Annotated in this window: 20 protein-coding genes; 10 read left to right on the top strand and 10 right to left on the bottom strand. The window is 64.9% G+C overall.

Annotation, left to right across the window (positions count from 1 at the left end; translation table 11 throughout):
• The 5 genes from ACK6AU_RS24175 to nagE form a co-directional block, all read left to right on the top strand.
• Window positions 1-173, top strand: a 173-nt coding sequence (locus tag ACK6AU_RS24175) for a UTRA domain-containing protein (protein WP_409301852.1), incomplete at its 5' end; no start/stop codon positions are given.
• Window positions 174-202: 29 nt separating this feature from the next.
• A complete protein-coding gene (gene nagA, locus ACK6AU_RS24170; RefSeq protein WP_185699996.1) occupies window positions 203-1,309 on the top strand; it encodes an N-acetylglucosamine-6-phosphate deacetylase in 1,107 nt (368 codons plus the stop codon).
• Complete coding sequence (locus ACK6AU_RS24165; RefSeq protein WP_185699995.1) at window positions 1,290-2,312, top strand: SIS domain-containing protein; 1,023 nt, start codon at window positions 1,290-1,292, stop codon at window positions 2,310-2,312. The genes nagA and ACK6AU_RS24165 overlap by 20 nt, the downstream gene beginning before the upstream one ends.
• 26 nt (window positions 2,313-2,338) lie before the next feature.
• Window positions 2,339-4,864, top strand: coding sequence for a phosphoenolpyruvate--protein phosphotransferase (gene ptsP, locus ACK6AU_RS24160; RefSeq protein ID WP_409301849.1), 2,526 nt, complete (start codon window positions 2,339-2,341; stop codon window positions 4,862-4,864).
• Window positions 4,865-4,882: 18 nt separating this feature from the next.
• Window positions 4,883-6,589, top strand: coding sequence for an N-acetylglucosamine-specific PTS transporter subunit IIBC (gene nagE / locus ACK6AU_RS24155; protein ID WP_409301847.1), 1,707 nt, complete (start codon window positions 4,883-4,885; stop codon window positions 6,587-6,589).
• A 75-nt stretch (window positions 6,590-6,664) separates the two neighbouring features.
• Here nagE and ACK6AU_RS24150 read toward each other — a convergent pair whose 3' ends face one another.
• Both ACK6AU_RS24150 and purL read right to left on the bottom strand, forming a co-directional pair.
• The gene (locus ACK6AU_RS24150; protein ID WP_409301845.1) at window positions 6,665-6,976 is read right to left on the bottom strand and encodes an NGG1p interacting factor NIF3; all 312 of its coding nucleotides are present in this window, start codon (window positions 6,974-6,976) and stop codon (window positions 6,665-6,667) included.
• A gap of 4 nt (window positions 6,977-6,980) precedes the next feature.
• Window positions 6,981-10,877 carry a phosphoribosylformylglycinamidine synthase gene (purL, locus tag ACK6AU_RS24145; RefSeq protein ID WP_409301843.1) on the bottom strand — a complete coding sequence of 1,299 codons (3,897 nt, stop codon included), beginning with the start codon at window positions 10,875-10,877 and terminating at the stop codon, window positions 6,981-6,983.
• Between the two features lie 286 nt (window positions 10,878-11,163).
• Between purL and mltF the strand changes: the two genes are divergently transcribed.
• Window positions 11,164-12,624, top strand: coding sequence for a membrane-bound lytic murein transglycosylase MltF (gene mltF, locus ACK6AU_RS24140; RefSeq protein ID WP_185699990.1), 1,461 nt, complete (start codon window positions 11,164-11,166; stop codon window positions 12,622-12,624).
• Between the two features lie 93 nt (window positions 12,625-12,717).
• Here mltF and pdxJ read toward each other — a convergent pair whose 3' ends face one another.
• From pdxJ to lptF, 8 genes are all read right to left on the bottom strand, one after another.
• Window positions 12,718-13,461, bottom strand: coding sequence for a pyridoxine 5'-phosphate synthase (gene pdxJ, locus ACK6AU_RS24135; protein WP_185699989.1), 744 nt, complete (start codon window positions 13,459-13,461; stop codon window positions 12,718-12,720).
• A 108-nt stretch (window positions 13,462-13,569) separates the two neighbouring features.
• On the bottom strand, window positions 13,570-14,259 hold the full coding sequence (recO, locus tag ACK6AU_RS24130) for a DNA repair protein RecO (protein WP_185699988.1): 690 nt from the start codon (window positions 14,257-14,259) through the stop codon (window positions 13,570-13,572).
• A gap of 110 nt (window positions 14,260-14,369) precedes the next feature.
• Window positions 14,370-15,272: a GTPase Era gene (era, locus tag ACK6AU_RS24125; protein WP_409301840.1), complete on the bottom strand. Its 903-nt coding sequence runs from the start codon at window positions 15,270-15,272 to the stop codon at window positions 14,370-14,372.
• On the bottom strand, window positions 15,265-15,954 hold the full coding sequence (rnc, locus tag ACK6AU_RS24120) for a ribonuclease III (RefSeq protein WP_409301838.1): 690 nt from the start codon (window positions 15,952-15,954) through the stop codon (window positions 15,265-15,267). The genes era and rnc overlap by 8 nt, the downstream gene beginning before the upstream one ends.
• A 205-nt stretch (window positions 15,955-16,159) precedes the next feature.
• Window positions 16,160-17,014, bottom strand: a complete 855-nt coding sequence (gene lepB / locus ACK6AU_RS24115) for a signal peptidase I (protein ID WP_185699986.1) — start codon at window positions 17,012-17,014, stop codon at window positions 16,160-16,162.
• 5 nt (window positions 17,015-17,019) lie between these two features.
• Window positions 17,020-18,819 (bottom strand): translation elongation factor 4, encoded by a 1,800-nt coding sequence (lepA, locus tag ACK6AU_RS24110; protein ID WP_185699985.1) that lies wholly within the window; start codon window positions 18,817-18,819, stop codon window positions 17,020-17,022.
• Window positions 18,820-18,984: 165 nt separating this feature from the next.
• Entirely contained in the window at window positions 18,985-20,046 is a 1,062-nt protein-coding gene (gene lptG, locus ACK6AU_RS24105; protein ID WP_185699984.1) for an LPS export ABC transporter permease LptG, read from the bottom strand.
• On the bottom strand, window positions 20,039-21,157 hold the full coding sequence (gene lptF / locus ACK6AU_RS24100; RefSeq protein ID WP_185699983.1) for an LPS export ABC transporter permease LptF: 1,119 nt from the start codon (window positions 21,155-21,157) through the stop codon (window positions 20,039-20,041). The genes lptG and lptF overlap by 8 nt, the downstream gene beginning before the upstream one ends.
• 306 nt (window positions 21,158-21,463) lie before the next feature.
• On the opposite strand from lptF, the gene ACK6AU_RS24095 reads away from it, so the two are divergent.
• The 4 genes from ACK6AU_RS24095 to ACK6AU_RS24080 all read left to right on the top strand — a co-directional run bounded on the left by ACK6AU_RS24095 (window position 21,464) and on the right by ACK6AU_RS24080 (window position 26,874).
• On the top strand, window positions 21,464-22,954 hold the full coding sequence (locus tag ACK6AU_RS24095) for a leucyl aminopeptidase (protein WP_185699982.1): 1,491 nt from the start codon (window positions 21,464-21,466) through the stop codon (window positions 22,952-22,954).
• A gap of 59 nt (window positions 22,955-23,013) precedes the next feature.
• On the top strand, window positions 23,014-23,442 hold the full coding sequence (locus tag ACK6AU_RS24090) for a DNA polymerase III subunit chi (protein WP_185699981.1): 429 nt from the start codon (window positions 23,014-23,016) through the stop codon (window positions 23,440-23,442).
• A gap of 7 nt (window positions 23,443-23,449) precedes the next feature.
• Window positions 23,450-23,908: a DNA polymerase III subunit chi gene (locus tag ACK6AU_RS24085; RefSeq protein ID WP_185699980.1), complete on the top strand. Its 459-nt coding sequence runs from the start codon at window positions 23,450-23,452 to the stop codon at window positions 23,906-23,908.
• A 119-nt stretch (window positions 23,909-24,027) separates the two neighbouring features.
• Entirely contained in the window at window positions 24,028-26,874 is a 2,847-nt protein-coding gene (locus ACK6AU_RS24080) for a valine--tRNA ligase (protein WP_409301833.1), read from the top strand.
• The last annotated feature ends 95 nt before the right edge of the window (window positions 26,875-26,969 follow it).

The raw sequence follows: 26,969 nt of genomic DNA, 5'->3' as shown, positions 1-26,969 counted from the left end.
TCCAGGCGATCAACGCCTCGGACGAGTTCGCCGCCCTGGTGGGCATCGCCCCCGGCACCGCCATGCTGCTGATGACCCGGGTCGGCTACCTGGAAGACAACACGCCGATCGAAGTCACCGATACCTACTGCCGCAACGACTACTACGACTTCGTCGCTGAATTGCGACGCTGAGCCCGATTTCAGGAGGCCGAGAAACGCCCATGTCCGAAGCCAACATACTCACGCCCCAGGGCTGGATCCGCGGCCACCTGGTCCATCGCCAAGGCCAGGTGACCGCCATCGATGGCAGCCCCTGCGACCCGGCCGACAACGACCTGCCCTATCTGCTGCCCGGCTTCATCGACCTGCATGTACACGGTGGCGGCGGCAAGGACATCATGCAGGGCAGCGCGGCCTTCGAGACCATCGCCCGCACCCACCTGCGCTTCGGCACCACCTCGCTGCTGGCCACCACCATGACCGCGCCCAGCGCGGAAATCCGCCAGGTACTGGGGCAACTGGGCCATTACGCCCGGCAGCGCCCCGCCGGCTCCGCCCGGGTCCTGGGCGTGCACCTGGAAGGCCCCTATATCAACCCCGGCAAGCTCGGCGCCCAGCCCAACTTCGCCCATACCGCGTTGCTGGAGGAAATCGAGCAATACCTGGAACTGGCGCCGATCCGGGTGATCACCATCGCCCCGGAGATCGCCGGCCACAACGCACTGATCCGGGCCTTGAGCGAACGCGGGATCCGCATGCAGATCGGCCATACCCTGGGCAGCTATGAAGAGGGCGTGGCCGCCATGGCCGCCGGCGCCACCAGCTTCACCCACCTGTACAACGCCATGAGCCCGCTGCATCACCGTGAGCCGGGCATCGTCGGCGCGGCCCTGGCCCATGCCCAGTACGCCGAGCTGATCCCCGACCTCTTGCACGTGCACCCCGGGGCGATGCGCGTGGCCCTGCGCTCTATCCCGTGCCTGTACTGCGTCACCGACTCCACCGCCGCCGCCGGCATGCCCGACGGCGAGTACAAGCTGGGCAGCCACACCGTGACCAAGTGCCTGGGCGGCGTGCGCCTGCCGGACGGCACCCTGGCCGGCAGTACCCTGACCATGGACCAGGCCCTGCGCAACCTGGTGAAGATCGGCCTGCCCCTGGCCGAAGCCTCGCAGCGCCTGTCGCAGTTTCCCGCCGACTACCTCGGCCTCCCCGAACGCGGCCGCCTGCAACCTGGCAGCTGGGCCGACAGCGTGCGCCTGGACCGCGCACTCAACCTGACCGCCGTCACGGTCGAAGGAGAAGAGCTTGACTTCCAAGATGCTTGAAGAGGCGCTGTCCTCGCACACCGCCGTGAGCAACCAGTTGCAGCACCTGGAGCCGGCGCTGATGGAGGTGGCCGGTCGCCTGCGACGCCAACCGCCGCAAGTGGCGATGACAGTGGCCCGGGGCAGCTCCGACCATGCCGCCAGCTACTTCGCCTACCTGACCATGCAGCATGTGGGCATCCCGGTGGCTTCCCTGCCGATGTCGGTGGTGACCATGCAACAAGCGCCACTAAAGGTCAGCGGCCAGGCGGTCTTCGCCTTCTCGCAGTCGGGCCAGAGCCCGGACCTGGTGAACAGCGTGCGCCTGCTGCGCAAGCGCGGCGCCCTCACTGTCGGCCTGGTCAACGCCCCGAACAGCCCGCTGGAAGCGGCCAGTGAGTTTTCCCTGCCGCTGTACGCCGGGCCCGAGCAGAGCGTGGCCGCCACCAAGAGCTTCATCGCTACCCTCAGCGCCAGCGCGCGGCTGATCGGCCACTGGAACGAGGACGCGCACCTGCTCGAAGCCGGCCTGGCCCTGTCCGAGGGGCTCGAGCAAGCCGCCACCGAGGATTGGAGCCCGGCCATCGAAGCCCTGCGCAATTGCCAGCGCTTGATGGTGATCGGCCGTGGCGCGGGCTTCGCCATCGCCCAGGAAGCCGCGCTCAAGCTCAAGGAAACCTCGGCGATCCAGGCCGAAGCCTTCAGCAGCGCCGAGGTGCGCCATGGCCCGATGGCCCTGATCGAGCACGACTACCCCCTGTTGGTATTCGCTCCACGGGGCGCGGAACAGGGCGGCCTGCTGAGCCTGGCCGCCGACATGCGCCAGCGTGGCGCCAAGGTACTGCTGGCCGCCCCCGACGATATCCAGGAGCGGGACCTGCCCTTGTGCCTGGCCGAACACCCGGCGCTGGACCCGGTCCTGGCGATCCAGAGCTTCTACGTCATGGCCGCCGGCCTGGCCGAGGCCCGCCGCATGGACCCCGACCAGCCACGGCACCTGAGCAAAGTGACCCGTACGCACTAAGCCCCCTGATGGATGAGTACCGCGCCATGCACAACAACAATAACGACCTGACGCTCGGTGCCCCGCTAAGCGGGCCCGTCTTGCCGCTACGCAAGGTTCCCGACCCGGTGTTCGCCACCGGCGCCATGGGCGACGGGATCGCCATCGATCCGCTCAACGACACCCTGCACGCCCCCTGCGCCGGCCAGGTGATCCAGGTCGCACGCACCGGCCACGCCGTGACCCTGCGCGCCGACAACGGCGCCGAAGTGCTGCTGCACCTGGGTCTGGATACCGTCGAGCTCAAGGGTAAAGGCTTCGAGCTGCTGGTTCAGGAAGGCCAGCGCGTCAGCGCCGGCCAGCCTCTGCTGCGCTTCGACCTGGACTATGTCGCGCAGCACTGTCGGAGCCTGATCAGCCTGCTGATCCTGACCAATAGCGAGGATTTCGAGCAGCGTCCGCTGAACCTGGGCGCCGTGAAGATCGGCGAACCGCTGTTGCATATCACTCGACGCAGCCAGGCCCCAGCATCCTCATCCGCCGTCCCGGGCTCGGCGGAACAGGCCAGCGCCCGGGTCCGGGTTGCCCATCGCGGCGGCCTGCATGCGCGCCCCGCGGCCCTGGTCCGCCAATGCGCCGCCGGCTTCGCCAGCCAAGCGCGCTTGAGTTTCAAGGACAAGAGCGCCCCCTGCACCAGCCTGGTGGCCCTGATGGGCCTGGGTATCGGCGAACAGGATGAAGTGCTGGTCAGTTGCCAGGGCGCCGATTGCCAGGCCGCCTTGCAAGCGCTGCTCAAGACCCTGGGCACGGCGCTGGAGAGCGACGCCCACCCGGCGCCCGCCGTGGTCGCGCCCAGCATCCGGCGCCCCGCCGAAGACGGCGTATTGCATGGGGTCTGTGCCGCGCCAGGGCTGATCGCCGGCCCACTGCTGCGGCTTGAGGCCATGCAATTGCCGGAGGACCTTGGCCAGCACCAGCCCGATGAACAGCGCCAGGCCTTGGAGAAAGCCCTGGACCAGGTCCGCGCCGACATCCACCAGACCCTGGACCAGGCCCGCCAGCGCCGCAACCAGGAAGAACAGGACATTTTCAACGCCCACCTGGCCCTGCTGGAAGACCCGACCCTGCTGGACGCCGCCCACGCCGCCATCGGCCAGGGCCGGGCCGCCACCCACGCCTGGAGCGCGGCGATCGCCGAGCAGTGCCAGGTATTGCAACACCTGGACAATCCCTTGCTGGCTGAGCGCGCCAACGACCTGCGCGACCTGCAACAGCGGGTGCTGCGGGCCTTGCTGGGTGAAACCTGGCACTACGACCTGCCGCCCGGGGCCCTGGTCGCCGCCGAAGAACTGACCCCCTCGGACCTGCTGCAATTGAGCGCCCAGGGCGTGGCTGGCCTATGCATGGCCGCCGGCGGCGCGACCTCCCACGTGGCGATCCTGGCCCGGGGCAAGGGCTTGCCGTGCCTGGTGGCCCTGGGCCAGGAAGTCCTGCACCTGGACAGTGGTCGCCAGGTGGTGCTGGATGCCGACGGCGGGCGCCTGGAGCTGGCACCCGATCCACAACGCCTGCAGCAGGTACAAGCGGCCTATGGGGCTCGCTTGCAGCGCCGCGCCTTGCAGCAACAACAGGCCACGGAGCCGGCCCTGACCCGGGACGGCCTGCTGATCGAGGTGGCGGCCAACGTGGCCTCCAGCGACGAGGCCCGGGACGCCCACCTGGGCGGTGCCGACGGCATCGGCCTGCTGCGCACCGAGTTCCTGTTCGTCGACCGCCAGCACGCACCGGGCCAGGCGGAACAGCGCCAGGCCTACCAGGACGTGCTGGATGCCATGGGCGACAAACCGGTGATCATCCGCACCATCGATGTCGGCGGCGACAAGCAACTGGACTACCTGCCACTGCCGGCCGAGGCCAACCCGGTGCTGGGCCTGCGCGGCATCCGCCTGGCCCAGGCCCGCCCCGAACTGCTGGACCAGCAACTGCGCGCCCTGCTCCAGGTGGCGCCGCTGGAGCGTTGCCGGATCATGCTGCCGATGGTCACCGAGGTGACCGAACTGCTGTATATCCGCCAGCGCCTGGATGTCCTGGCCAGCGAACTGGGGGTCGCCCAGCGTCCTGAACTGGGGGTGATGATCGAAGTCCCGGCGGCGGCCTTGATGGCCGAGCAACTGGCCGAGCATGCCGATTTCCTGTCCATCGGCACCAATGACCTGTCCCAGTACACCCTGGCCATGGACCGCGACCATGCCGGGCTGGCCGCCCGGGTCGACGCCCTGCATCCGGCGCTGCTGCGGCTGATCGCCCAGACCTGCGCCGGCGCCAGGCGCCATGGCCGCTGGGTCGGGGTTTGCGGCGCCCTGGCCTCCGACCCGCTGGCCACCCCGGTGCTGATCGGCCTGGGCGTCGGCGAACTGTCGGTCAGCCCGCCCCAGGTCGGCGAACTCAAGGACCGGGTCCGCCAGCTGGATGCCGGCCAATGCCGTCATCTGAGCCAGACCCTGCTCGACCTGCCCGGCGCCGCCGCAGTCCGCCAGGCCTGCGCCGAGCATTGGCCTCTACAACAACCATAAGAATCCAGGAGAGACGCCATGTACCAGTATTTCATCGAGGGCCTGCAGCGCCTCGGCCGGGCGCTGATGCTGCCCATCGCCATCCTGCCCATCGCCGGCCTGTTGCTGCGCCTGGGCGACACCGACCTGCTGGACATCGCCATCATCCACGATGCCGGCCAGTCGATCTTCGGCAACCTGGCGTTGATCTTCGCCATCGGTATCGCCGTGGGTTTCGCCAAGGACAACAACGGTACCGCCGGCCTGGCCGGAGCTATCGGTTACCTGGTGATGATCTCGACCCTCAAGGTGCTGGACGCCAGCATCAACATGGGCATGCTCGCCGGGATCATCAGCGGGCTGACGGCCGGCGCGCTGTACAACCGCTTCAAGGACATCAAGCTGCCGGAATACCTGGCGTTCTTCGGTGGCCGGCGCTTCGTGCCCATCGTCACCGGCTTCACCGCCGTGGGCCTGGGGGTGGTGTTCGGCCTGATCTGGCCGCCGATCCAGCATGGCATCAACAGCTTCGGTCAACTGCTGCTGGAAAGCGGCAGCTTCGGCGCCTTCGTCTTCGGCGTGTTCAACCGCCTGCTGATCGTCACTGGCCTGCACCACATCCTCAACAACATGGCCTGGTTCATCTTCGGCAGCTTCACCGACCCGAACACCGGCGCCGTGGTCACCGGCGACCTGACCCGCTATTTCGCCGGCGACCCCAACGGCGGCCAGTTCATGACCGGGATGTTCCCGATGATGCTGTTCGGCCTACCCGCCGCCTGCCTGGCCATGTACCGCAATGCCCTGCCGGAGCGGCGCAAGGTGATGGGCGGGATCTTCCTGTCGATGGCCCTGACCTCGTTCCTCACCGGGGTCACCGAACCCATCGAGTTCGCCTTCATGTTCCTGGCGCCGCTGCTGTACCTGGTGCATGCGCTGCTCACCGGGATGTCCATGGCCCTGACCAACCTGCTGGATATCCACTTGGGCTTCACCTTCTCCGGTGGCGCCATCGACATGGCCCTGGGCTGGGGTCGCTCCACCAACGGCTGGAAGGTGTTGCCGGTGGGCCTGCTGTATGCGGTGATCTACTATCTGGTGTTCGATTTCTGCATTCGCCGCTTCAACCTCAAGACCCCGGGTCGCGAGGACATCCCCGCCGCCAACAAGAGCGAGCTGGCCAGCGATCAGCGCGCCATGGCCTACATCAAGGCCCTGGGCGGCGCCGCGAACCTGATCACCGTGGGCGCCTGCACCACCCGCCTGCGCCTGGAACTGGCCGACCGCGACCTGGCCCGCGACGCCGACCTCAAGGCCCTGGGCGCCATGGCCGTGGTACGCCCCGGCAAGGGCGGCAGCCTGCAAGTGGTGGTCGGCCCGACCGCCGATAGCCTCGCCGATGAAATCCGCCTGGCCCTGCCGGCCTCGCGCAGCACTCTCGAGCCGCTGCCGCAGACGCCGGCCCCGGTATCGATCGCGGTTCCCACCCAGGAAGCCCAGCAATGGCTCACCGCCCTGGGCGGTCGCGACAACCTGCTGCAACTGGACTGCGTAGCCCTGACCCGGCTGCGGGTGCATCTGGGCGACAGCCGTGGTTTGTCGGAAGTGGCGCTACGCAACCTCGGCTGCCAGGGCACAAGGCGCTTGGAAGGCGACATCTGGCATGTGTTGATCGGCGAGAAGGCCGCCGGCCTGCAAGCCGCCCTCCAGGTGCTGATGCAGCACGAGGCCAGTGCCAGCGCCTGAGGAACGAAACCGCGCGCCAATAAAAAAGCCCGCTGGCCGTTTCCGGTCCAGCGGGCTTTCTACTTGTGGATAACCTCAGAACGCTTCCAGACGCCAGACCTCGTAGGCCGGCGTCTCGTAGGGATGGCTCTGCTTGAGCGCCATCACCACGTCGCGGATCAGTTCATCGGCCACCACCAGCTCGACTTTCCATTCCTCCACCCGCTCCACCAGGCCGGCCTGCCCGAGGAACGGCTGGCTGCCGTCCAAGGGGCGGAACTGGCCCTGGCCGAGCACCTGCCAGGCGCACTGGTCGTAGGCGCCGATGCGTCCGCCACCTGCGGCGAACACGGCACTCTTGACCTGCTCCACATGGCTGGGAGGCACGAAGAAGCTGAGCTTGTACATCGCCTCAGTTCACCCAGACGCGAGCGTTGCGGAACATGCGCATCCAGCCCGCATCCTCGTTCCAGTCGTCAGGACGCCAGGAGTTCTGCACGGCACGGAACACCCGCTCGGGGTGCGGCATCATGATGGTGACGCGACCGTCGCGGCTGGTGAGGCCGGTGATCCCGCGTGGCGAACCGTTGGGGTTGGCCGGGTAGCGCTCGGTGACCTTGCCGTGGTTGTCGACGAAGCGCAGGGCCACGCAACCGGACAGGTCGGCTTCCAGCAGCGCTTCCTCGCTTTCGAACTCGGCATGGCCTTCGCCGTGGGCGATGGCGATCGGCATCCGCGAACCAGCCATGCCCTGCAGGAAGATCGAGTTCGACTCCTGCACCTGGACCATCGCCACGCGGCCTTCGAACTGCTCGGAGCGGTTGCGCACGAAGTGCGGCCAGAACTCGCTGCCCGGGACCAGCTCGTGCAGGTTGGACATCATCTGGCAACCGTTGCACACACCGAGGGTGAAGGTGTCGTTGCGCTCGAAGAAGCCCTGGAACGCATCGCGGGCGCGGCTGTTGAACAGCGCCGACTTGGCCCAGCCTTCGCCGGCGCCCAGTACGTCACCGTAGGAGAAGCCGCCGCAGGCGACCATGCCCTTGAACTCGTTGAGGTCGACGCGACCGGCGAGGATATCGCTCATGTGCACGTCGATGGCGTTGAAGCCGGCGCGGTCGAACGCCGCGGCCATTTCCACCTGGCCATTGACGCCCTGCTCGCGCAGGACCGCCACCTGGGGCCGTACGCCCTTCTTGATGTAAGGCGCGGCGACGTCCTGGTTGACGTCGAAGCTCAGCTTGACGCTCAGGCCCGGGTTGTCTTCCTCCAGCACCACATCGAACTCCTGCTCGGCGCAGTCGGCGTTGTCGCGCAGGCGCTGGATCTGGTAGCTGGTCTCGGCCCACTGGCGCTGCAGCAGGCGGCGCTCGCCGGCGAACACGTTCTGGCCATTGAAGGTGATGTTGATGTGACCGTTGTTGACCGGCTGGCCGATCACCGCCACGCAGTCGCCCAGGCCAGCGGCGCTGAACTGCGCGAGCACGCTCGGAGTGGCGTCCTGGCGAACCTGGATCAGCGCACCCAATTCCTCGTTGAACAGGATGGCCGGGATATCGGCCGCGCTGGCAGCCAGCGCATCCAGGTTCAGGTTCAGGCCGCAGTGGCCGGCGAAGGCCATTTCCACGGCGCTGGTCAGCAGGCCGCCGTCGGAACGGTCATGGTAGGCCAGCAGGTGACCGTCGGCATTGAGGCCCTGGATCACCGCGAAGAAGGCCTTCAGGTCTTCGGCGTCATCGACGTCCGGAGCCTGCTTGCCGATCTTGCCGTGGGTCTGGGCGAGGATCGAGGCGCCCATGCGGTTCTGGCCGCGACCCAGGTCGATCAGGACCAGGTCGGTGGTGCCCTTGTCCATGCGCAGTTGCGGGGTCAGGGTCTGGCGGATGTCGGTGACCGGGGCGAAGCCGGTGACGATCAGCGACAGCGGCGCGGTGACGCTCTTGTCCACGCCCTCTTCGTTCCAACGGGTGGCCATGGACATGGAGTCCTTGCCCACCGGGATGGTGATGCCCAGCTCCGGGCACAGCTCCATGCCGACAGCCTTGACGGTGTCGTACAGGCGTGCGTCTTCGCCCGGATGGCCGGCAGCGGACATCCAGTTGGCGGAGAGCTTGATATCGCTGATCTTGCCGATGCGCGAGGCCGCGAGGTTGGTCAGGGTCTCGCCGATGGCCATGCGTCCGGACGCCGGGGCATCCAGCAGGGCCAGCGGAGTACGCTCGCCCATGGCCATGGCCTCACCGGTGTAGACGTCGAAGCTGGTGGCGGTGACCGCTACGTCGGCTACCGGCACCTGCCATGGGCCGACCATCTGGTCGCGGGCCACGAGGCCGGTGATGGTGCGGTCGCCGATGGTGATCAGGAAGCTCTTGCTGGCCACGGCCGGGTGGTGCAGGACTCGCTCGATGCTCTCGGCGATATCCAGGGTGCTCGGATCGAAATCGTCGCCCAGCTCGGCTTCGCGAACGGCCGAACGGTGCATGCGCGGGGCCTTGCCCAGCAGCACTTCCAGGGGCATGTCCACCGGGCTGTTGCCGAAGTGGCTGTCGGTCACGGTCAACTGCGGCTCGGCCGTGGCTTCGCCGACCACCGCGAACGGGCAGCGCTCGCGCTCGCAGATGGCCTTGAAGCGCTCGAAGTCCTCGGCGCCCACCGCCAGGACATAACGTTCCTGGGATTCGTTGGACCAGATCTCGTGCGGAGCCATGCCCGGCTCGTCGTTGGGAATGTTGCGCAGCTCGAAGCGACCGCCACGGCCGCCGTCGTTGACCAGCTCGGGGAAGGCGTTGGACAGGCCGCCGGCACCGACGTCGTGGATGAAGCTGATGGGGTTCTTGTCCCCCAGCTGCCAGCAACGGTCGATGACCTCCTGGCAACGGCGCTCCATTTCCGGGTTCTCGCGCTGTACCGAGGCGAAGTCCAGGTCCGCCGAGCTGGTGCCGGTGGCCATGGAGGAAGCGGCGCCGCCGCCCAGGCCGATGAGCATCGCCGGGCCGCCGAGGACGATCAGCTTGGAGCCGACGGTGATCTCGCCCTTCTGCACGTGTTCGTCACGGATGTTGCCCATGCCGCCCGCCAGCATGATCGGCTTGTGGTAGCCACGCACTTCTTCACCACGGGGGGTGGTGATGGACTGCTCGAACGTCCGGAAGTAGCCGGTCAGGGCCGGACGGCCGAATTCGTTGTTGAACGCCGCGCCACCCAGCGGGCCTTCGATCATGATGTCCAGGGCGTCGACGATGCGCTCGGGCTTGCCGTACGGCACTTCCCAAGGCTGTTCGAAGCCGGGGATCTGCAGGTTGGAAACGGTGAAACCGGTGAGACCGGCCTTGGGCTTGGCACCACGGCCGGTGGCGCCCTCGTCGCGGATCTCGCCGCCCGAACCGGTGGAAGCGCCAGGGAACGGGGCGATGGCGGTCGGGTGGTTGTGGGTCTCGACCTTCATCAGGATATGCACCGGCTCCTGCACCGCGCCGTACTGGCGGGTCTCGGGGTTCGGGAAGAAGCGCCCGGCGACGGAGCCGACGATCACCGCGGCATTGTCCTTGTAGGCCGAGAGCACACCTTCGTTGTGCATCTGGTAGGTGTTCTTGATCATGCCGAACAGGCTCTTTTCCTGGGCCTGGCCGTCGATGTCCCAACTGGCGTTGAAGATCTTGTGGCGGCAGTGCTCGGAGTTGGCCTGGGCGAACATCATCAGTTCGATGTCGTGGGGGTTGCGTGCCAGGCCCTGGAAGGCCTTCATCAAGTAGTCGATTTCATCTTCGGCCAGGGCCAGGCCCAGCTCGCTGTTGGCCTTTTCCAGGGCGGCGCGGCCACCACCGAGAATGTCCACTGCGGTCAACGGCTTGGGTTCGGCATGGCTGAACAGGCCGCCGGCCTGCTCCAGGCTGGCCACCACGACCTGGGTCATGCGGTCGTGCAACGCATCGCCGATCAGCTGGGCATCGGCCTCGCTGAACTCGCCGGCCACATAGAAGGCAATACCCCGTTCCAGGCGCTGGACTTTCGCCAGGCCGCAGTTGCGGGCGATGTCGCTGGCCTTGCTCGACCAGGGCGAGATGGTGCCGAATCGTGGCAGGACCAGGAACAGACGGCCGCTCGGCTCCTGTACCGGAACGCTGGGGCCGTACTTCAGAAGGCGCGCAAGCACCTGCTGTTCGTCGCCGGTCAGGACGCCGGTGACTTCGGCGAAGTGAGCGAATTCAGCATACAAGCCACTGACAGCCGGTACTTTCTGGCTCAGTTGCTCAAGGAGTTTGCTGTGGCGAAAGGCAGAAAGGGCAGGAGCGCCGCGCAGGATCAACATCTTCGGGACAGCCTCGGGAAGGGGGTGTGCTTTGAGGCCGTGCATTCTAACGTAAACCGCCAGCATCGGCACTCGAAACGCTATCCCCCGCGCTTCCGGGCGTCGGCGCGGGCATGGCGCCCTATAACAAAGGCTTATCGAGGTTATCGCCAAGGGTTATTTGAACCGTCACATTGGCCGCCGAAGGCCCAATCACCTGGGCTCCAGTCCAGGTCGCCAACCACTAGCAGACAAGCCCTTCGCTGTCGAGATATGGCGGCCGTTGTGCTTTGCGTATACTGCGCCAATGTTTTCCCCTATGGCTTTACGTCCGCGCTACGCCAAGTGGCTCATCGTTACCGGACTCTTCCTGATGCTCGGTGCCTGCGTTGAAAAACCCAGCACCCTGGAGCGTGTAAAGGAGGATGGCGTGCTGCGGGTGATCACCCGGAACAGTCCCGCCACCTACTTCCAGGATCGCAATGGTGAAACCGGCTTCGAATACGAGCTGGTGAAACGCTTCGCCGACGATCTGGGGGTCGAGCTGAAGATCGAGACCGCCGACAATCTCGACGATCTGTTCGGCCAGCTGGGCCAGCCCAAGGGCCCGGTGCTGGCCGCCGCCGGCCTGGTGGGCAGCGAGCAGCGCAAGCAGCAGGTGCGCTTCTCCCACCCGTACCTGGAAGTCACCCCGCAGGTCATCTATCGCAACGGCCAGTCCCGCCCCACCACCGCCCAGGACCTGGTGGGTAGACACATCATGGTGCTCAAGGGCAGCAGTCATGCCGAGCAACTGGCCGAACTCAAGCTCAAGTATCCCGGTATCGCGTATGAAGAATCGGACGCCGTGGAAGTGGTGGACCTGCTGCGCATGGTCGACGAGGGGCAGATCGACCTGACCCTGGTGGACTCCAACGAACTGGCGATGAACCAGGTGTATTTCCCCAATGTGCGGGTCGCCTTCGACCTCGGCGACGCCCGTAGCCAGAGCTGGGCAGTGGCCGCCGGCGACGACAACAGCCTGCTCAACGAGATCAACGCCTTCCTCGACAAGGTGGAGAAGAACGGCACCCTGCAACGCCTCAAGGACCGCTACTACGGCCATGTGGACGTGCTCGGTTATGTCGGCGCCTACACCTTCGCCCAGCACTTGCAGCAACGCCTGCCCAAGTACGAAAAGCACTTCAAGGCCTCGGCCAAGCAGCAAAAGCTGGACTGGCGCCTGCTGGCCGCCGTTGGCTACCAGGAATCCATGTGGCAGGCCGAGGTGACCTCCAAGACCGGCGTGCGCGGCCTGATGATGCTGACCCAGAACACCGCCCAGGCCATGGGCGTCGCCAACCGCCTGGACCCCAAGCAAAGCATCAGCGGCGGGGCCAAGTACCTGGCCTACATCAGGGACCAGCTGGACGACAAGATCGAGGAGCCGGACCGCACCTGGTTCGCCCTTGCCGCCTACAACGTCGGCACCGGCCACTTGGATGACGCGCGCACCCTGGCCAAGCGCGAAGGCCTGAATCCGAACAAGTGGCTGGACGTGAAGAAGATGCTGCCGCGCCTGTCGCAGAAGCAGTGGTACAGCAAGACCCGCTATGGCTATGCCCGGGGCGGCGAGCCGGTGCACTTCGTGGCCAACATCCGTCGCTACTACGACATTCTCACCTGGGTGACCCAGCCGCAGCTGGAGGGCGACCAGGTCGCCGAAGGCAACCTGCACGTCCCGGGCGTCAACAAGGCCAAGCCGGCCGAGGAAAACCCACCGCTCTGAAGCTGCCAGCCACGGAGTGGAGCAGCCAGGCTGCGGCGATCGCTTGATCGCGCCAGGTCTTGAGACCTTGTCGCAGCCTGCCGCAGCGCCCGATCAGCCCTTGGCCGCCGCCAGGATCAGCGCCTTCATTTCCGCGACCGCGCCCTTGAAACCGACGAACAGCGCATGGGCCACCAGGGCATGGCCGATGTTCAGTTCGTTGATCCCCTTGATCGCCGCCACGGCCTCGACGTTGTGGTAATGCAGGCCATGGCCGGCATTGACGATCAGGCCCTGGGCCAGGCCCACCGCCACGCCGTCGACAATGCGTTGCAGCTCTTGCGCCACTTCGGCCGGGGTCTGGGCATCGGCGTAGCGCCCGGTGTGCAGTTCGATGGCCGGCGCGCCGACCCGCTTGGCGGCCTCGATCTGGCGCTCGTCGGCGTCGATGAACAGCGAGACCTCGGAGCCGATTTTCGCCAGGCGCTGCACTGCAGCCTTGATCCGCTCCTCTTGCCCCGCTACATCCAGGCCACCCTCGGTGGTCAGCTCCTGGCGGGTTTCCGGCACCAGGCAGATATGCGCCGGACGGATGCGCTCGGCGAAGGCCATCATTTCCTCGGTGACGCCCATTTCGAAGTTCATGCGGGTCTGCAGCACGTCCTTGAGCAGCAGCACATCACGCTCCTGGATATGCCGGCGATCTTCACGCAGGTGCACGGTGATGCCGTCGGCGCCCGCCTCTTCCGCATCCAGCGCAGCCTTGACCGGGTCGGGATAACGTGTGCCCCGGGCCTGGCGCAGGGTGGCAACGTGGTCGATGTTCACGCCAAGAAGAATGCGATTGCTGGTGGTCACGAAAGCGCTCCTGAATAAATGAAGATTCGGCGCACAGCATACGGGCAGAACGGGGTTGGTTGCCATTTACCGATGCACCTTGGCATCGACCCGGCGCGCGCGGCGGGCTCAGGGCTTGCGAAACAGTTCGCGACTGACCAGTGGCCGGCCACCCAGGTGAACAGCCAGGGCCTGGCGCATCAGGCGCTTGGCCGCCGACAAGGCGCCGGGCGCGCTCCAGTCGGCTTCGGCCATGGCCAGGAGCTCGGTGCCGTTGAACACGCCCGGCTGCAGCAGGAACACCTGCTCCAGGCCGGCATCCACTTGCAGGCGGTACAGACCGTCGGCGGCGATGGGAGCGCCATGGATATCCTGGTCCAGGGCGAAGCCGTAGCCCAGGTCGTCCAGCAAGCGCCATTCGAAGGCTCGCAGCAAAGGCTCCAGGGGACGACCGGCGGCCAGGGCCAGCAAGGTCGCGGCGTAGTGATCGAACACCGCCGGATGGGGATCTTCCGCCGGCAACAGGCGGATCAGCAACTCGTTCAGGTAAAGCCCGCTGAACAGCGCCTCGCCATTGAGCCAGGCAGCGACGCCGGCGCCTTCCATGCGCCCGACATTCTTCAGCTCGCCACGACCACGAAATTCCACTTCCAGGGGCACGAAGGGTCGCGCCAGGGTACCGGCCTTGCCCCGAGCATTGCGCAATACCGCCCGCAGGCGCCCCTGGGGCGTGAGGAAGTCCACCAGGGCGCTGCTCTCGCGATAGGCACGGCTATGCAGGACATAGGCGAGTTGGCCGACAGGGGCGTTGCTGGACATGGTTGCGAGGAGTCTCAGGAAATAGAGAGGGAACCGGGTCCGAAAGGAGGATCGAAACTGTTCGTTGGCGAGTCGACTCCCGGCCGGAGCCGACTCACCGGCACGAGGCTTTAGAGGTCGCCGTAGCCCAGCGAGCGCAGGGCACGCTCGTCGTCGGACCAGCCGCCCTTGACCTTGACCCAGAGGTTGAGCATGACCTTGGAGTCGAACAGCAGCTCCATGTCCTTGCGCGCTTCCATGCCGATGCGCTTGATCCGCTCACCCTTGTCGCCAATGATGATTTTCTTCTGGCCGTCACGCTCGACGAGGATCAGGGCATGGATGTGCAGGGTCTTGCCCTGTTGCTTGAACTCTTCGATTTCCACGGTGATCTGGTACGGCAGCTCGGCGCCCAGCTGGCGCATGATCTTCTCGCGTACCAGTTCGGCGGCGAGGAAACGGCTGCTGCGATCGGTGATCTGGTCTTCCGGGAAGAAGTGCTCGTTCTCCGGCAGGTGGTTGGCGATCAAACCTTCCAGGGCATCCAGGTTATGCCCCTGCTGGGCCGATACCGGGACGATCTCGGCATTGGGCAACTGCTCCTGCAACCAGGTCAGGTGCGGCATCAGCTCGGCCTTGTCCTCGATGCGGTCGGTCTTGTTGATGGCCAGGATCACCGGGCCCTGCACGAACTGGACGCGTTCCAGGACCAGCTGGTCCTCGTCGGTCCACTTGGTGCGGTCGACCACGAAGATCACCACGTCCACGTCTTTCAAGGCTGCCGAGGCCGTCTTGTTCATGTAGCGGTTCAGCGCCTTCTCGTTGCTCTTGTGCATGCCGGGGGTGTCGACGTAGATCGCCTGCACGTCACCTTCGGTCTTGATCCCGAGCATGTTGTGGCGAGTGGTCTGCGGCTTGCGCGAGGTGATCGCCAGCTTCTGGCCGAGGATGTGGTTGAGCAGCGTCGACTTGCCCACGTTGGGGCGGCCGACGATGGCGACATAGCCACAGCGTGTTGCAGTTGAATCAGTCATGGCCATTCTCCACGCCCAGGGCAATCAGTGCTGCGGCGGCCGCTACCTGTTCGGCAATGCGACGGCTCACGCCCTGGCCCCGGCTTTTTTCATTCAAGAGGGTGACTTCGCATTCCACGAAGAAGGTCCGGCAATGGGGTTCGCCCTGGATATCCACCACTTCGTAGCGTGGCAGTTCACAGGCCCGGGACTGGAGGAATTCCTGCAGCCTTGTCTTGGGATCCTTGTTGGTGTCCACCAGGGTCAGGCTGTCGAATTCCGAGGCCAGCCAGGACAGCACTCGGTCGCGGGCAGTCTCCATGCCGGCGTCCAGGTAGATCGCACCGATCAGGGCTTCCAGGGCGTCGGCGAGGATCGACTCGCGACGAAAACCACCGATCTTCAATTCGCCGGAGCCCAGGCGCAGGTATTCACCCAGGTCGAAACCACGGGCCAGTACCGCCAGGGTCTCGCCTTTGACCAGGCGTGCGCGCAAACGCGACAGCTGGCCTTCGCGAGCCTGGGGAAAACGCTCGAACAGCGCCTCGCCGGCCACGAAATTGAGGATCGCATCACCCAGGAATTCCAGGCGCTCGTTGTTGCGCCCGGCAAAGCTGCGGTGAGTGAGGGCCAGGAGCATCAGCTCCTGGTCCTTGAAGGAATAACCGAGCTGGCGCTCGAGACGACTCAAAGAAACGCTCACGATCTACCCACACTGGTTTCGTCACCGAAACTCGCCATCCGATGGGCCGCGCACGAGGTGCGGGTGGCAATTAACGCTGTGTTCAAATCCACATCCTGAATATCGTTGATTGCATGCCCCTGGCCACGCACCACCCGGGGGATGGGTGGTTTTATACAAGCGCCAGAAAAGCATTCGGCGCTGTATTCAACAGCGCCGTGGGTGATTACTTGATCAGGCCAACCCGCGAGAAATTCGGCAGGTGGCTGAGTTTCGGTTCGGGCCAGCTCATCCAGACTGCAAAGGCCTTGCCGACGATATTCTTGTCGGGAACCATGCCCAGCAGGTCCTTGGGAATGCTCGGGTCATCCCAGTAGCGACTGTCGTTGGAGTTGTCGCGGTTGTCGCCCATCATGAAGTAGTGCCCGGCGGGAACTACCCAACGACCGTCCGGGGTAGCCCGGTAACGACTCATTTCCTTGCGAATCAGGTGCTCGGCGGCGCCGAGTTTTTCCTTGTACAGTTCCGCGCTGCCCAGGGTGCCAGGCTCGGCCCCTACCAGTTGCTCCGCCACTGGCTGGCCGTTGACGAACAGGCGCTTGTCGCTGGTGTAGCGCACCTCGTCGCCCGGCAGGCCGACCACACGCTTGATGTAGTTGACGTTCGGATCGCTCGGGTAGCGGAACACCATCACATCGCCGCGCTGCGGATCACCGACCTCGATGACCTTCTTGTCGATCACCGGCAAGCGGATGCCGTAGGAGAACTTGTTCACCAGGATGAAGTCGCCCACATCCAGGGTCGGCTTCATCGAGCCCGATGGAATCTGGAACGGTTCCACCAGGAACGAACGCAGCACCAGGACGATGAACAGCACCGGGAAGAACGACTTGCCGTATTCCACCAGCAACGGTTCCTTGTTCAGCTTCTCGACCACCAGCCCGTCCGGCTGGCTGACGCTGCCCTGATAGTTGGCGATGGCCGCGCGGCGACGCGGAGCCAGGAACACCAGGTCGAGCAACGCCAGGAAACCGCATACGAAGACAGCGATGACCAGCAACAGCGGGAAATTTAGTGACATAGGACCTAACTATCCAACCTGAGCACAGCAAGGAAGGCATCCTGTGGAATCTCCACGTTACCCACTTGCTTCATGCGTTTCTTACCGGCCTTCTGCTTTTCCAACAGCTTGCGCTTACGGCTGACGTCACCGCCATAGCATTTGGCCAGTACGTTCTTTCTGAGGGCCTTGACGGTTGTCCGCGCGATGATCTGACCGCCGATGGCGGCCTGGATTGCCACGTCGAACATCTGCCGAGGAATCAGTTCTTTCATCTTCTCGGTCAATGCACGCCCTTTGTAATGGGCATTGTCGCGGTGCACGATCAGGGCCAGGGCATCGACCCGGTCGCCGTTGATCAGCACGTCCAGCTTCACCAGATTAGCCGACTGATAGCGATCGAAGTGGTAATCCAGCGAGGCGTAGCCACGGCTGGTGGACTTCAGGCGGTCGAAGAAGTCCAGTACCACCTCGTTCATCGGCAGGTCGTAGGTCACCTGGACCTGCGAACCGAGGAACAGCATGTCGCGCTGTACGCCGCGCTTTTCGATGCACAGGGTTATGACGTTGCCCAGGTGCTCCTGGGGCACAAGGATATTGGCCCGCACGATCGGCTCGCGCATGTCCTCGATGGAGGACAGGTCCGGAAGCTTGGACGGGTTATCGACGTAGATGGTTTCACCGCTCTTGAGCAGCAGTTCGAAGATTACCGTCGGCGCGGTGGTGATCAGGTCCAGGTCGTATTCGCGCTCCAGGCGCTCCTGGATGATCTCCATGTGCAGCATGCCGAGGAACCCGCAACGGAAACCGAAGCCCAGGGCGTCGGAGCTTTCCGGGGTGTACTGCAGCGAGGAGTCGTTCAAGGTGAGCTTCTGCAGGGCCTCGCGGAAGTCCTCGAAGTCGTCGGAACTGACCGGGAACAGGCCGGCATAGACCTGCGGCTGGATGCGCTTGAAGCCTGGCAGCACCTCCACGTCGGGCGTGGAGCTCAGGGTCAGGGTATCGCCCACCGGAGCACCATGGATGTCCTTGATGCCGGCGATGATGAAGCCCACCTCACCGGCCTTGAGGTCCGCGGTAGCGGTGTGTTTCGGGTTGAAGACACCGACGCTGTCCACCAGGTGGATCTTGCCGGTGGATTTGACCAGGATCTTGTCGCCCTTCTTCACCCGGCCATGGCGCACCCGCACCAGGGACACGACGCCCAGGTAGTTGTCGAACCAGGAGTCGATGATCAGCGCTTGCAGCGGATCTTCGATATTGCCGGTCGGTGCCGGGATGGTGGTTACCAGGCGCTCGAGCACTTCGTCCACGCCCAGGCCGGTCTTGGCGCTGCAAGTCACGGCATCGGTGGCATCGATGCCGATGATCTTCTCGATTTCTTCCTTGACCCGCTCCGGCTCGGCCTGGGGCAGGTCGATCTTGTTCAGTACCGGCATGACCTCCAGGCCCTGCTCGATGGCGGTGTAGCAGTTGGCGACCGACTGGGCCTCGACGCCCTGGCCGGCATCCACCACCAGCAGCGCGCCTTCGCAGGCTGCCAGGGAACGGCTGACTTCATAGGTGAAGTCCACGTGGCCCGGGGTGTCGATAAAGTTCAGCTGGTAGGTCACGCCATCGCGTGCCTTGTAGTAAAGGGTGACGCTGTGGGCCTTGATGGTGATCCCGCGTTCACGCTCGAGGTCCATGGAGTCCAGGACCTGGGCTTCCATTTCGCGGTCGGCCAGGCCGCCGCACATCTGGATGAAGCGATCGGCCAGGGTCGACTTGCCATGGTCAATGTGGGCGATGATGGAGAAATTGCGGATATGACTCAAATCACTCACGGATGAACACTCAAAAAGGCTGCAGGCAGGGCCCGCCGAAAAATAGCCGGGAATTGTACCTGATACTCGGCACAAGCGTCACGCTCACCGGTCAGCGTCCGGCAAATGCAAAAACGCCCCGGCCTGTTGGCCGGGGCGTCGCACCAAAACGAGGCAAAAAGCCGGTTAACCGGCGCGGCGCAGGAGCCAGAACCCGGCGACCGCGCATATCCCGGCCGGAACCAGCACCGCGAACAGCGGCGAGAAACCGAACACCAGGCTCGAAGGCCCCAGCAGGTCCTGGGCGATGCGGAACACGAAGCCCACCAGCACGCCGGTGAACACACGCTGCCCCAGTGTCACGGAACGCAGCGGGCCGAAGATGAAGGAAATCGCCATCAGCACCAGGGCCGCAGTCACCAGCGGCTGCAGGACCTTGACCCAGAACGCCAGCCAGTAGCGACCATTGTTCAGCCCCTGATCGGCCAGGTAGTGGATGTAGCCCCACAGGCCGCTGATGGACAGGGATTCCGGCGCCATCACCACGGTGCTCAGCAACTGCGGGCTCAAGGCCACATCCCAGCGTTCCTCGGGAACGCTGATGACCTCGGTATGTCCCTCACGGAAATAGGTGGTGGTGACCTCGGTCAGCTGCCAGTAGTTCTCGTGGAAACGAGCCTGGCGAGCGAAGCTCGAGGACAGCATGTGGCGCTGGCCGTCGAAATGATAGCGAGTCACCCCATACAACAGGCCGTTGGGCTGCACGGCGTTGATATGGATGAACTCGTCGCCCTGGCGGTGCCACAGGCCATGCTTGGAGCTCTGGGCGTCGCCGGACCCCTGGGCCAGGGCGCGAGCGGCCTGGGCCTGGGTTTCGGTGGCGGGCGCCACGTACTCGCCCACCAGCAGGCCAGCCAGCATCAGTACCAGCATCGGCTTCATCACCGCCCAGACGATTCGACCGACGGATACGCCCGCGGCACGCATGATGGTCAGCTCACTGTTGCTGGCCAGGGCACCAAGGCCGATCAGGCAACCGATCAGCGCGGCCATCGGCAGCATTTCATAGACCCGGCGCGGAGCGGTGAGCACCACGTAGCTCATCACGTCCATCACGGTGTAGGTATCGCTGATGCTGCCCATCTCATCGATGAAGGCGAACAGCGAGGCCAGCCCGAGGATGATCCCCAGGACCGCGAGAATCGCCATGAACACACTGCTACCGATGTAGCGATCGAGCTTAACCACGAGCCATCTCCTTCATGCTGCGACGACTCGCCATTTTCAAACGCAACGGTTCCCAATACATCAGTCCCAGGCCGATCGCCAGGAACAGTACATGAACCCACCACAAGCCCAGGGCCGGCGAGATCTTGCCCTTCTCCAGGGCACCGCGCACGGAAATCAGGATGGTCAGGTAGGCCATGTACAGGAGGATCGCCGGGATCAGCTTGAGGAAGCGACCCTGGCGCGGGTTGACCCGGGACAGCGGTACCGCCATCAGGGTCACGATGAACACCAGCAGCGGCAGGGACAGGCGCCACTGCAGCTCGGCACGGGCTCGCAGGTCGTCTTTGCCGATCAGCTCGGAAGTCGGCATGGCGTCACGATCAGTGACCTCCTCGCTGATATCCGGGCGCTCCAGCAACACGCCATAGGTGTCGTACTTGATCACCCGGTAGTTGGCCTCGCCCGGGTTGCCGTCATAGCGATAGCCGTTTTCCAGGATCAGGTAGCGGTTGCCATCGGGGCGGATGTCTTGGTGCCCCTTCTCGGCCACCAGCACGGAAATGCCCTGGTCCTTCTTTTCCTGGTTCAGGCGCTTCTCGGAAATGAACACGCCGCCCAGCTGGGTGCGGTCGTCCGACAGCTGCTCGGTGTAGGTCACCCGGCTACCGTCGTTGAGGGCCTGGAAACGCCCGGCCACCAGGGTATCGAACTCGGTCAGGGCATCCTGCTTGTTCAGCAGCAACTGGAACTGGTTGGCCCCTTGCGGAGCCAGGCTCAGGCTCAACCAGGCCACCAGCAATGCCACCAGGGCCGCCGGGATCATGGTCAGGCCCAGCAGGCGCTGCTGGCTCATGCCAGTGGCCGAGAGCACGGTCATCTCGCTTTCGAGATAGAGCCGGCCATAGGCCAGGAGAATGCCCAGGAACAATCCCAGGGGCAGGATCAGTTGCAGGAAACCCGGCAGGCGAAAGCCCATGATCAGGAACAGCGAGCCCGGATCAAGGGCGCCCGAGGCAGCCTGTGCGAGGAACTTGACGAAGCGTCCGCTCATGATGATGACCAGCAGCACCGCGCTTACGGCACTGAGGGTCAGCAGGACTTCGCGGGAAAGATAACGAAAGACGATCAAACCAGACACTCCAGGGTTGTCAGGCTAAGGCGGCCGAACAAGCAAACGATCGAGCCGGCCCCAGGATGCAGGGCCGCCGAAAAAGGATGGCGCATTATCCTGTGAATGCATGCGCCTGTCACGGTGGATGCTCACCCGACGCGGCAAAGCGGCGAACTTGGGCCATACGAGGGTTGTCAGCCGCAAGCGCCGAGGTTCAAACTGGCGGCTTTGTCGTCGGCAGCACGCGACGCCTTCTTCTATATAGCTAAGCCCCGCGCTGGAGTCTTTCCCGCGCGCTTTGACCATTCACTCAGGGACCCGGACATGGAACTGGTTGTAAAAAGCGTTAGCCCGGAAACGTTGAAGACCGCCACCCTGGTGGTCGCCGTCGGCGAAGGCCGCAAACTCGGCAACGTCGCCAAGCAACTCGACGAACTCAGCGACGGCGCCATCAGCGCCGTGCTCAAGCGCGGCGACCTGGCCGGCAAGGTCGGCCAGAGCCTGCTGCTGCACGGCGTGGCCAAGCTCAAGGCCGAGCGCCTGCTGCTGGTGGGCATCGGCAAGGATGACGAACTGGGCGACCGCCCGTTCCGCAAGATCGTCAGCGGCGTGCTGGGTACCCTCAATGGCCTGGGCGGCGGCGATGCGGTGCTGGCCCTGGACGAGGTGGCGGTCAAGGGCCGCGACAGCTACGGCAAGACCCGCCTGCTGGCCGAGACCCTGCTGGACGGCGGCTACGTCTTCGATCGCTACAAGAGCCAGAAGGCCGAAGCCCGTCCACTGAAGAAGATCACCCTGCTGACCATCAAGGCCGCCCAGGCTGAAGTGGAACGCGCCGTGACCCACGCCCAGGCCATCGCCAGCGGCATGGCGTTCACTCGCGATCTGGGCAACCTGCCGCCGAACGTCTGCCACCCAAGCTTCCTCGGCGAACAAGCCAAGGCCCTGGGCAAGGAGTTCAAGGGGCTGAAGGTCGAGGTCCTTGACGAGAAGAAGATCAAGGAACTGGGCATGGGCTCGTTCTATGCCGTGGGCCAGGGCAGCGAGCAGCCGCCACGGCTGATCGTCATGCAGTACAACGGCGGCAAGAAGTCCGAGAAGCCGTTCGCCCTGGTGGGCAAGGGCATCACTTTCGATACCGGCGGCATCAGCCTCAAGCCGGGTGCCGGCATGGACGAGATGAAGTACGACATGGGCGGCGCCGCCAGCGTCTTCGGCACCCTGCGCGCAGTGCTCGAACTCAAGCTGCCGATCAACCTGGTGTGCATCCTGGCCTGCGCCGAGAACATGCCTAGCGGCGGTGCCTCGCGTCCTGGCGACATCGTCACCACCATGAGCGGCCAGACCGTGGAAATCCTCAACACCGACGCCGAAGGCCGCCTGGTGCTGTGCGACGCACTGACCTACGCCGAACGCTTCAAGCCCCAGGCGGTGATCGACATCGCGACCCTGACCGGCGCCTGCGTGGTAGCCCTGGGCGCCCACACCTCGGGCCTGCTGGGCAACAACGACGAACTGATCGGCCAACTGCTCAGCGCCGGCCAGCAAGCCGACGACCGCGCCTGGCAACTGCCGCTGTTCGACGAGTACCAGGAGCAACTGGACAGCCCGTTCGCCGACATCGCCAACATCGGTGGGCCGAAGGCCGGCACCATCACCGCGGCCTGCTTCCTGTCGCGCTTCACCAAGAACATGAACTGGGCCCACCTGGACATCGCCGGCACCGCCTGGACCAGCGGCGGCAAGGACAAGGGCGCCACCGGTCGTCCGGTGCCCCTGCTGACCCAATACCTGCTGGACCGCGCCAAGGCCTGAAAACCATGACCGTGGGGGCCCGGCATGAGCGCCGCGCCCTCCTCGGCTCAGGAACCCCGATGACCAAAGTCGACTTCTATATTCTTCCCAGCGCGGACCCGGCGGCCCGCCTGGATTTCGCCTGCAAGCTCACCGACAAGGCCTGGCGCATGGGCCACCGCATCTACCTGCATTGCACCGATGCCGCCCAACGCGACGAACTCGATGCCCGGCTGTGGCGCTTCAAGGGCGAAACCTTCGTCCCCCATGGCCCCGCGGAGAGCGAGCCCGAAGGCCAGATCGTCCTCGGCCTGGGCCAGGACCCTGGCGAGCATGCCGACCTGCTGGTGAACCTGGACCTCAAGGTCCCGACCTTCGCCCCGCGTTTTACCCGGATTGCCGAAGTAGTGGTGGAAGACCCCACTATTCGTCAGGCCGCCCGCGAGAGTTTCCGTTTCTACCGGGAACAGGGCTATTCTCTGCAAGATCACCGCTTACAACGACTCTGAGCATCCGATGGACACTCCCAACCCACGACCCAAGTCCGCGCACCTGCTGGACGACCTCGAGTCGATCCGCCAACTGCTCGGTGACGAGAACCTGCAACCGCCGCTGCTGACCGAAACCGTCCCCGGCGAAGGCCAGATCCCCCTGCTGTTCGACATGGTGGGCAACCAGCAGCCCGCAGCGACGCCTGTTCGCCCCGCAGCACCTGCCAAACCCCAAGCACCTGCCGCAAGCCCCGAACCTCTTCCAGCGCCGACGCCAAAACCGCTCGCCAGCGCCAAGCCAGCGCCCGCCGACAGCAATGCCGACGCCCTGCTGCACCTGGACAGCGAACTGCGCGCTGCCGCCCAGTTGATCATGCAAGACGTGATCGACGACTTCGCCCCACACATCGAGACCGAGATCAAGCGCCGCCTCGATGCCCGCCTGGAGCGCCTGCTCGCAGCAGCCACCAGCGGCAAACCATAAGCCACGAACCAAAGCCGGGCAGGACCATCTTGTCGCTTGCCGCTTGTGGCTTGCAGCTGTCCCCCTCCGCTATACTTCCCGGCTTTTCCTGAATAAATGCCAATAGGGTCCCGCCGCGCATGGATAAGACCTACCAGCCGCACGCCATTGAAACTTCCTGGTACCAGACCTGGGAGTCCGAGAACTATTTCGCCCCGCAAGGCGCGGGCGACTCCTACACCATCATGATCCCGCCGCCGAACGTCACCGGCAGCCTGCACATGGGCCACGGCTTCAACAACGCGATCATGGACGCCCTGATCCGTTTCCGCCGCATGCAGGGTCGCAATACCCTGTGGCAGCCCGGTACCGACCACGCCGGTATCGCCACCCAGATGCTGGTGGAGCGCCAAATCGAAGCCCAGGGCCAGAACCGCCACGACCTGGGCCGGGAGAAGTTCCTGGAGAAGGTCTGGGAGTGGAAGGATCAATCCGGTGGCAACATCAGCCGCCAGATCCGCCGCCTGGGCTCTTCCGTGGACTGGAGCCGCGAGCGCTTCACCATGGACGACGGCCTCTCGGAAGCGGTGAAGGAAGCCTTCGTGCGCCTGCATGAAGACGGCCTGATCTACCGCGGCAAGCGCCTGGTCAACTGGGACACCAAGCTGCACACCGCGATCTCCGACCTCGAAGTGGAAAACCACGACGAGAAGGGTTTCCTGTGGAACCTGAAGTACCCGCTGGCCGACGGCGCCAAGACCGCCGAAGGCAACGCCTACCTGATCGTCGCCACCACTCGCCCGGAAACCATGCTCGGTGACTCTGCCGTCGCGGTGAACCCGGCCGACGAGCGCTACCAGGCCCTGATCGGCAAATTCGTCGAGCTGCCCCTGGTGGGCCGGCGCATCCCGATCATCGCCGACGATTACTGCGATCCTGAATTCGGCACCGGCTGCGTGAAGATCACCCCGGCCCACGACTTCAACGACTACGAAGTCGGCAAGCGCCACAACCTGCCGCTGCTGAACATCTTCGACAAGAACGCCAGCGTCCTGCCGGCCTGCCAGGTATTCAACCTGGACGGCAGCCTGAACGACAGCATCGACGGCAAGATCCCGGCCGAATACGTGGGCCTGGACCGCTTCGAGGCGCGCAAGCAGATCGTCGCCGCCTTCGACGCCGCCGGCCTGCTGGTCAGCGTCGACGACCACGCCCTGAAAGTGCCGAAGGGCGACCGCTCCGGCACCGTCATCGAGCCCTGGCTCACCGACCAGTGGTACGTCTCCACCAAGCCGCTGGCCGAGCCTGCCATCGCTGCCGTGGAAGATGGCCGCATCCAGTTCGTGCCCAAGCAGTACGAAAACATGTACTTCTCCTGGATGCGCGATATCCAGGACTGGTGCATCAGCCGCCAGCTGTGGTGGGGCCATCGCATCCCGGCCTGGTACGACGAGTCCGGCAAGGTCTACGTCGGCCGCAGCGAGGCCGAAGTACGGGCCAAGCACAACCTCGGCGCGGACATCGCCCTGCAACAGGACAACGACGTCCTCGACACCTGGTTCAGTTCGGGCCTGTGGACCTTCTCCACCCTGGGCTGGCCGGAGCAGACCGAATTCCTCAAGACCTTCCATCCCACCGATGTGCTGGTGACCGGTTTCGACATCATTTTCTTCTGGGTCGCCCGGATGATCATGCTCACCATGCACCTGGTGAAGAACGAGGACGGCACGCCGCAGGTTCCGTTCAAGACCGTCTACGTGCACGGCCTGGTCCGCGACGGCCAGGGCCAGAAGATGTCCAAGTCCAAGGGCAACGTCCTTGACCCGCTGGACATCATCGACGGCATCGACCTCGAGACCCTGGTGCAAAAACGCACCACCGGCCTGATGCAGCCCAAGCTGCAGAAAGCCATCGAGAAGCAGACCCGCGCCGAGTTCGCCGACGGCATCGCCAGCTACGGCACCGACGCCCTGCGCTTCACCTTCTGCTCCCTGGCCACCACCGGTCGCGACATCAAGTTCGACATGGGCCGCGTCGAGGGTTACCGCAACTTCTGCAACAAGATCTGGAACGCCGCGCGCTACGTGCTGGACAAGGGCGAAGACTGCGGCCAGAACGGCGAGGCTTACGAGCTGTCCCTGGCCGATCGCTGGATCATCTCGCAGTTGCAGCGCACCGAAGCCGAAGTCACCCGCCAACTCGACCAGTTCCGCTTCGACCTGGCCGCCCAGGCGCTGTACGAGTTCATCTGGAACCAGTACTGCGACTGGTACCTGGAGCTGTCCAAGCCTGTGCTGTGGGATGACAACGCTCCGGTCGAGCGCCAGCGCGGCACCCGCCGGACCCTGGTCCGCGTGCTGGAAGTAGCCCTGCGCCTGGCCCATCCGTTCATGCCGTTCATCACCGAGGAAATCTGGCAGCGCCTGGCGCCGCTGGCAGGCAGTACTGGCAAGACCATCATGCTGCAACCATGGCCGGTGGCCGTCGAGGCGCGCATCGACCCGGCGGCCGAGGACGACATCGAATGGCTCAAGGGCCTGATGCTCGGCACCCGTAACATCCGTGCCGAGATGAACATCGGCCCGGGCAAACCCCTGGCACTGTTCCTGAAGAACGCCAGCGCCGAAGACCAGCGCCGCCTGGCCGAGAACGAGGCCCTGCTCAAGAAGCTGGCCAAGCTCGAGTCCATCACCGTACTGGGCGCCGGCGATGAAGCACCGCTGTCGGCCACTGCCCTGGTCGGCGAGATGGAAGTACTGGTGCCCATGGCCGGCCTGATCGACAAAGGCGCGGAGTTGGCTCGCCTGGACAAGGAAATCCAGCGCCTGCAAGGCGAAGTGCAACGTGTGGGCGGCAAGCTGGCCAACGCCTCCTTCGTCGACAAGGCCCCTGCCGAGGTGATCGAGAAGGAACGCGCCAAGCTGGCCGAGGCCGAGCAGGCCCTGGGCAAGCTGGCCGAGCAGCACGCACGGATCTCCAGCCTGTAACGACGATCAGCGCGACGTAAAGAAGGAAGACCCCAGGGCCTCCCTTTTTTATTGCCCGCGCCCTACCGTTCTGCCCGCTTATCGCTTGAAACCTG

The organism is Pseudomonas sp. KCJK8993 (assembly GCF_046230915.1).
In the GTDB taxonomy this organism is placed as follows: domain Bacteria; phylum Pseudomonadota; class Gammaproteobacteria; order Pseudomonadales; family Pseudomonadaceae; genus Aquipseudomonas; species Aquipseudomonas piscis.
The sequence above is the reverse complement of the archived record's forward strand: the minus strand, read 5'-3'. Positions and strand labels throughout refer to the sequence as shown.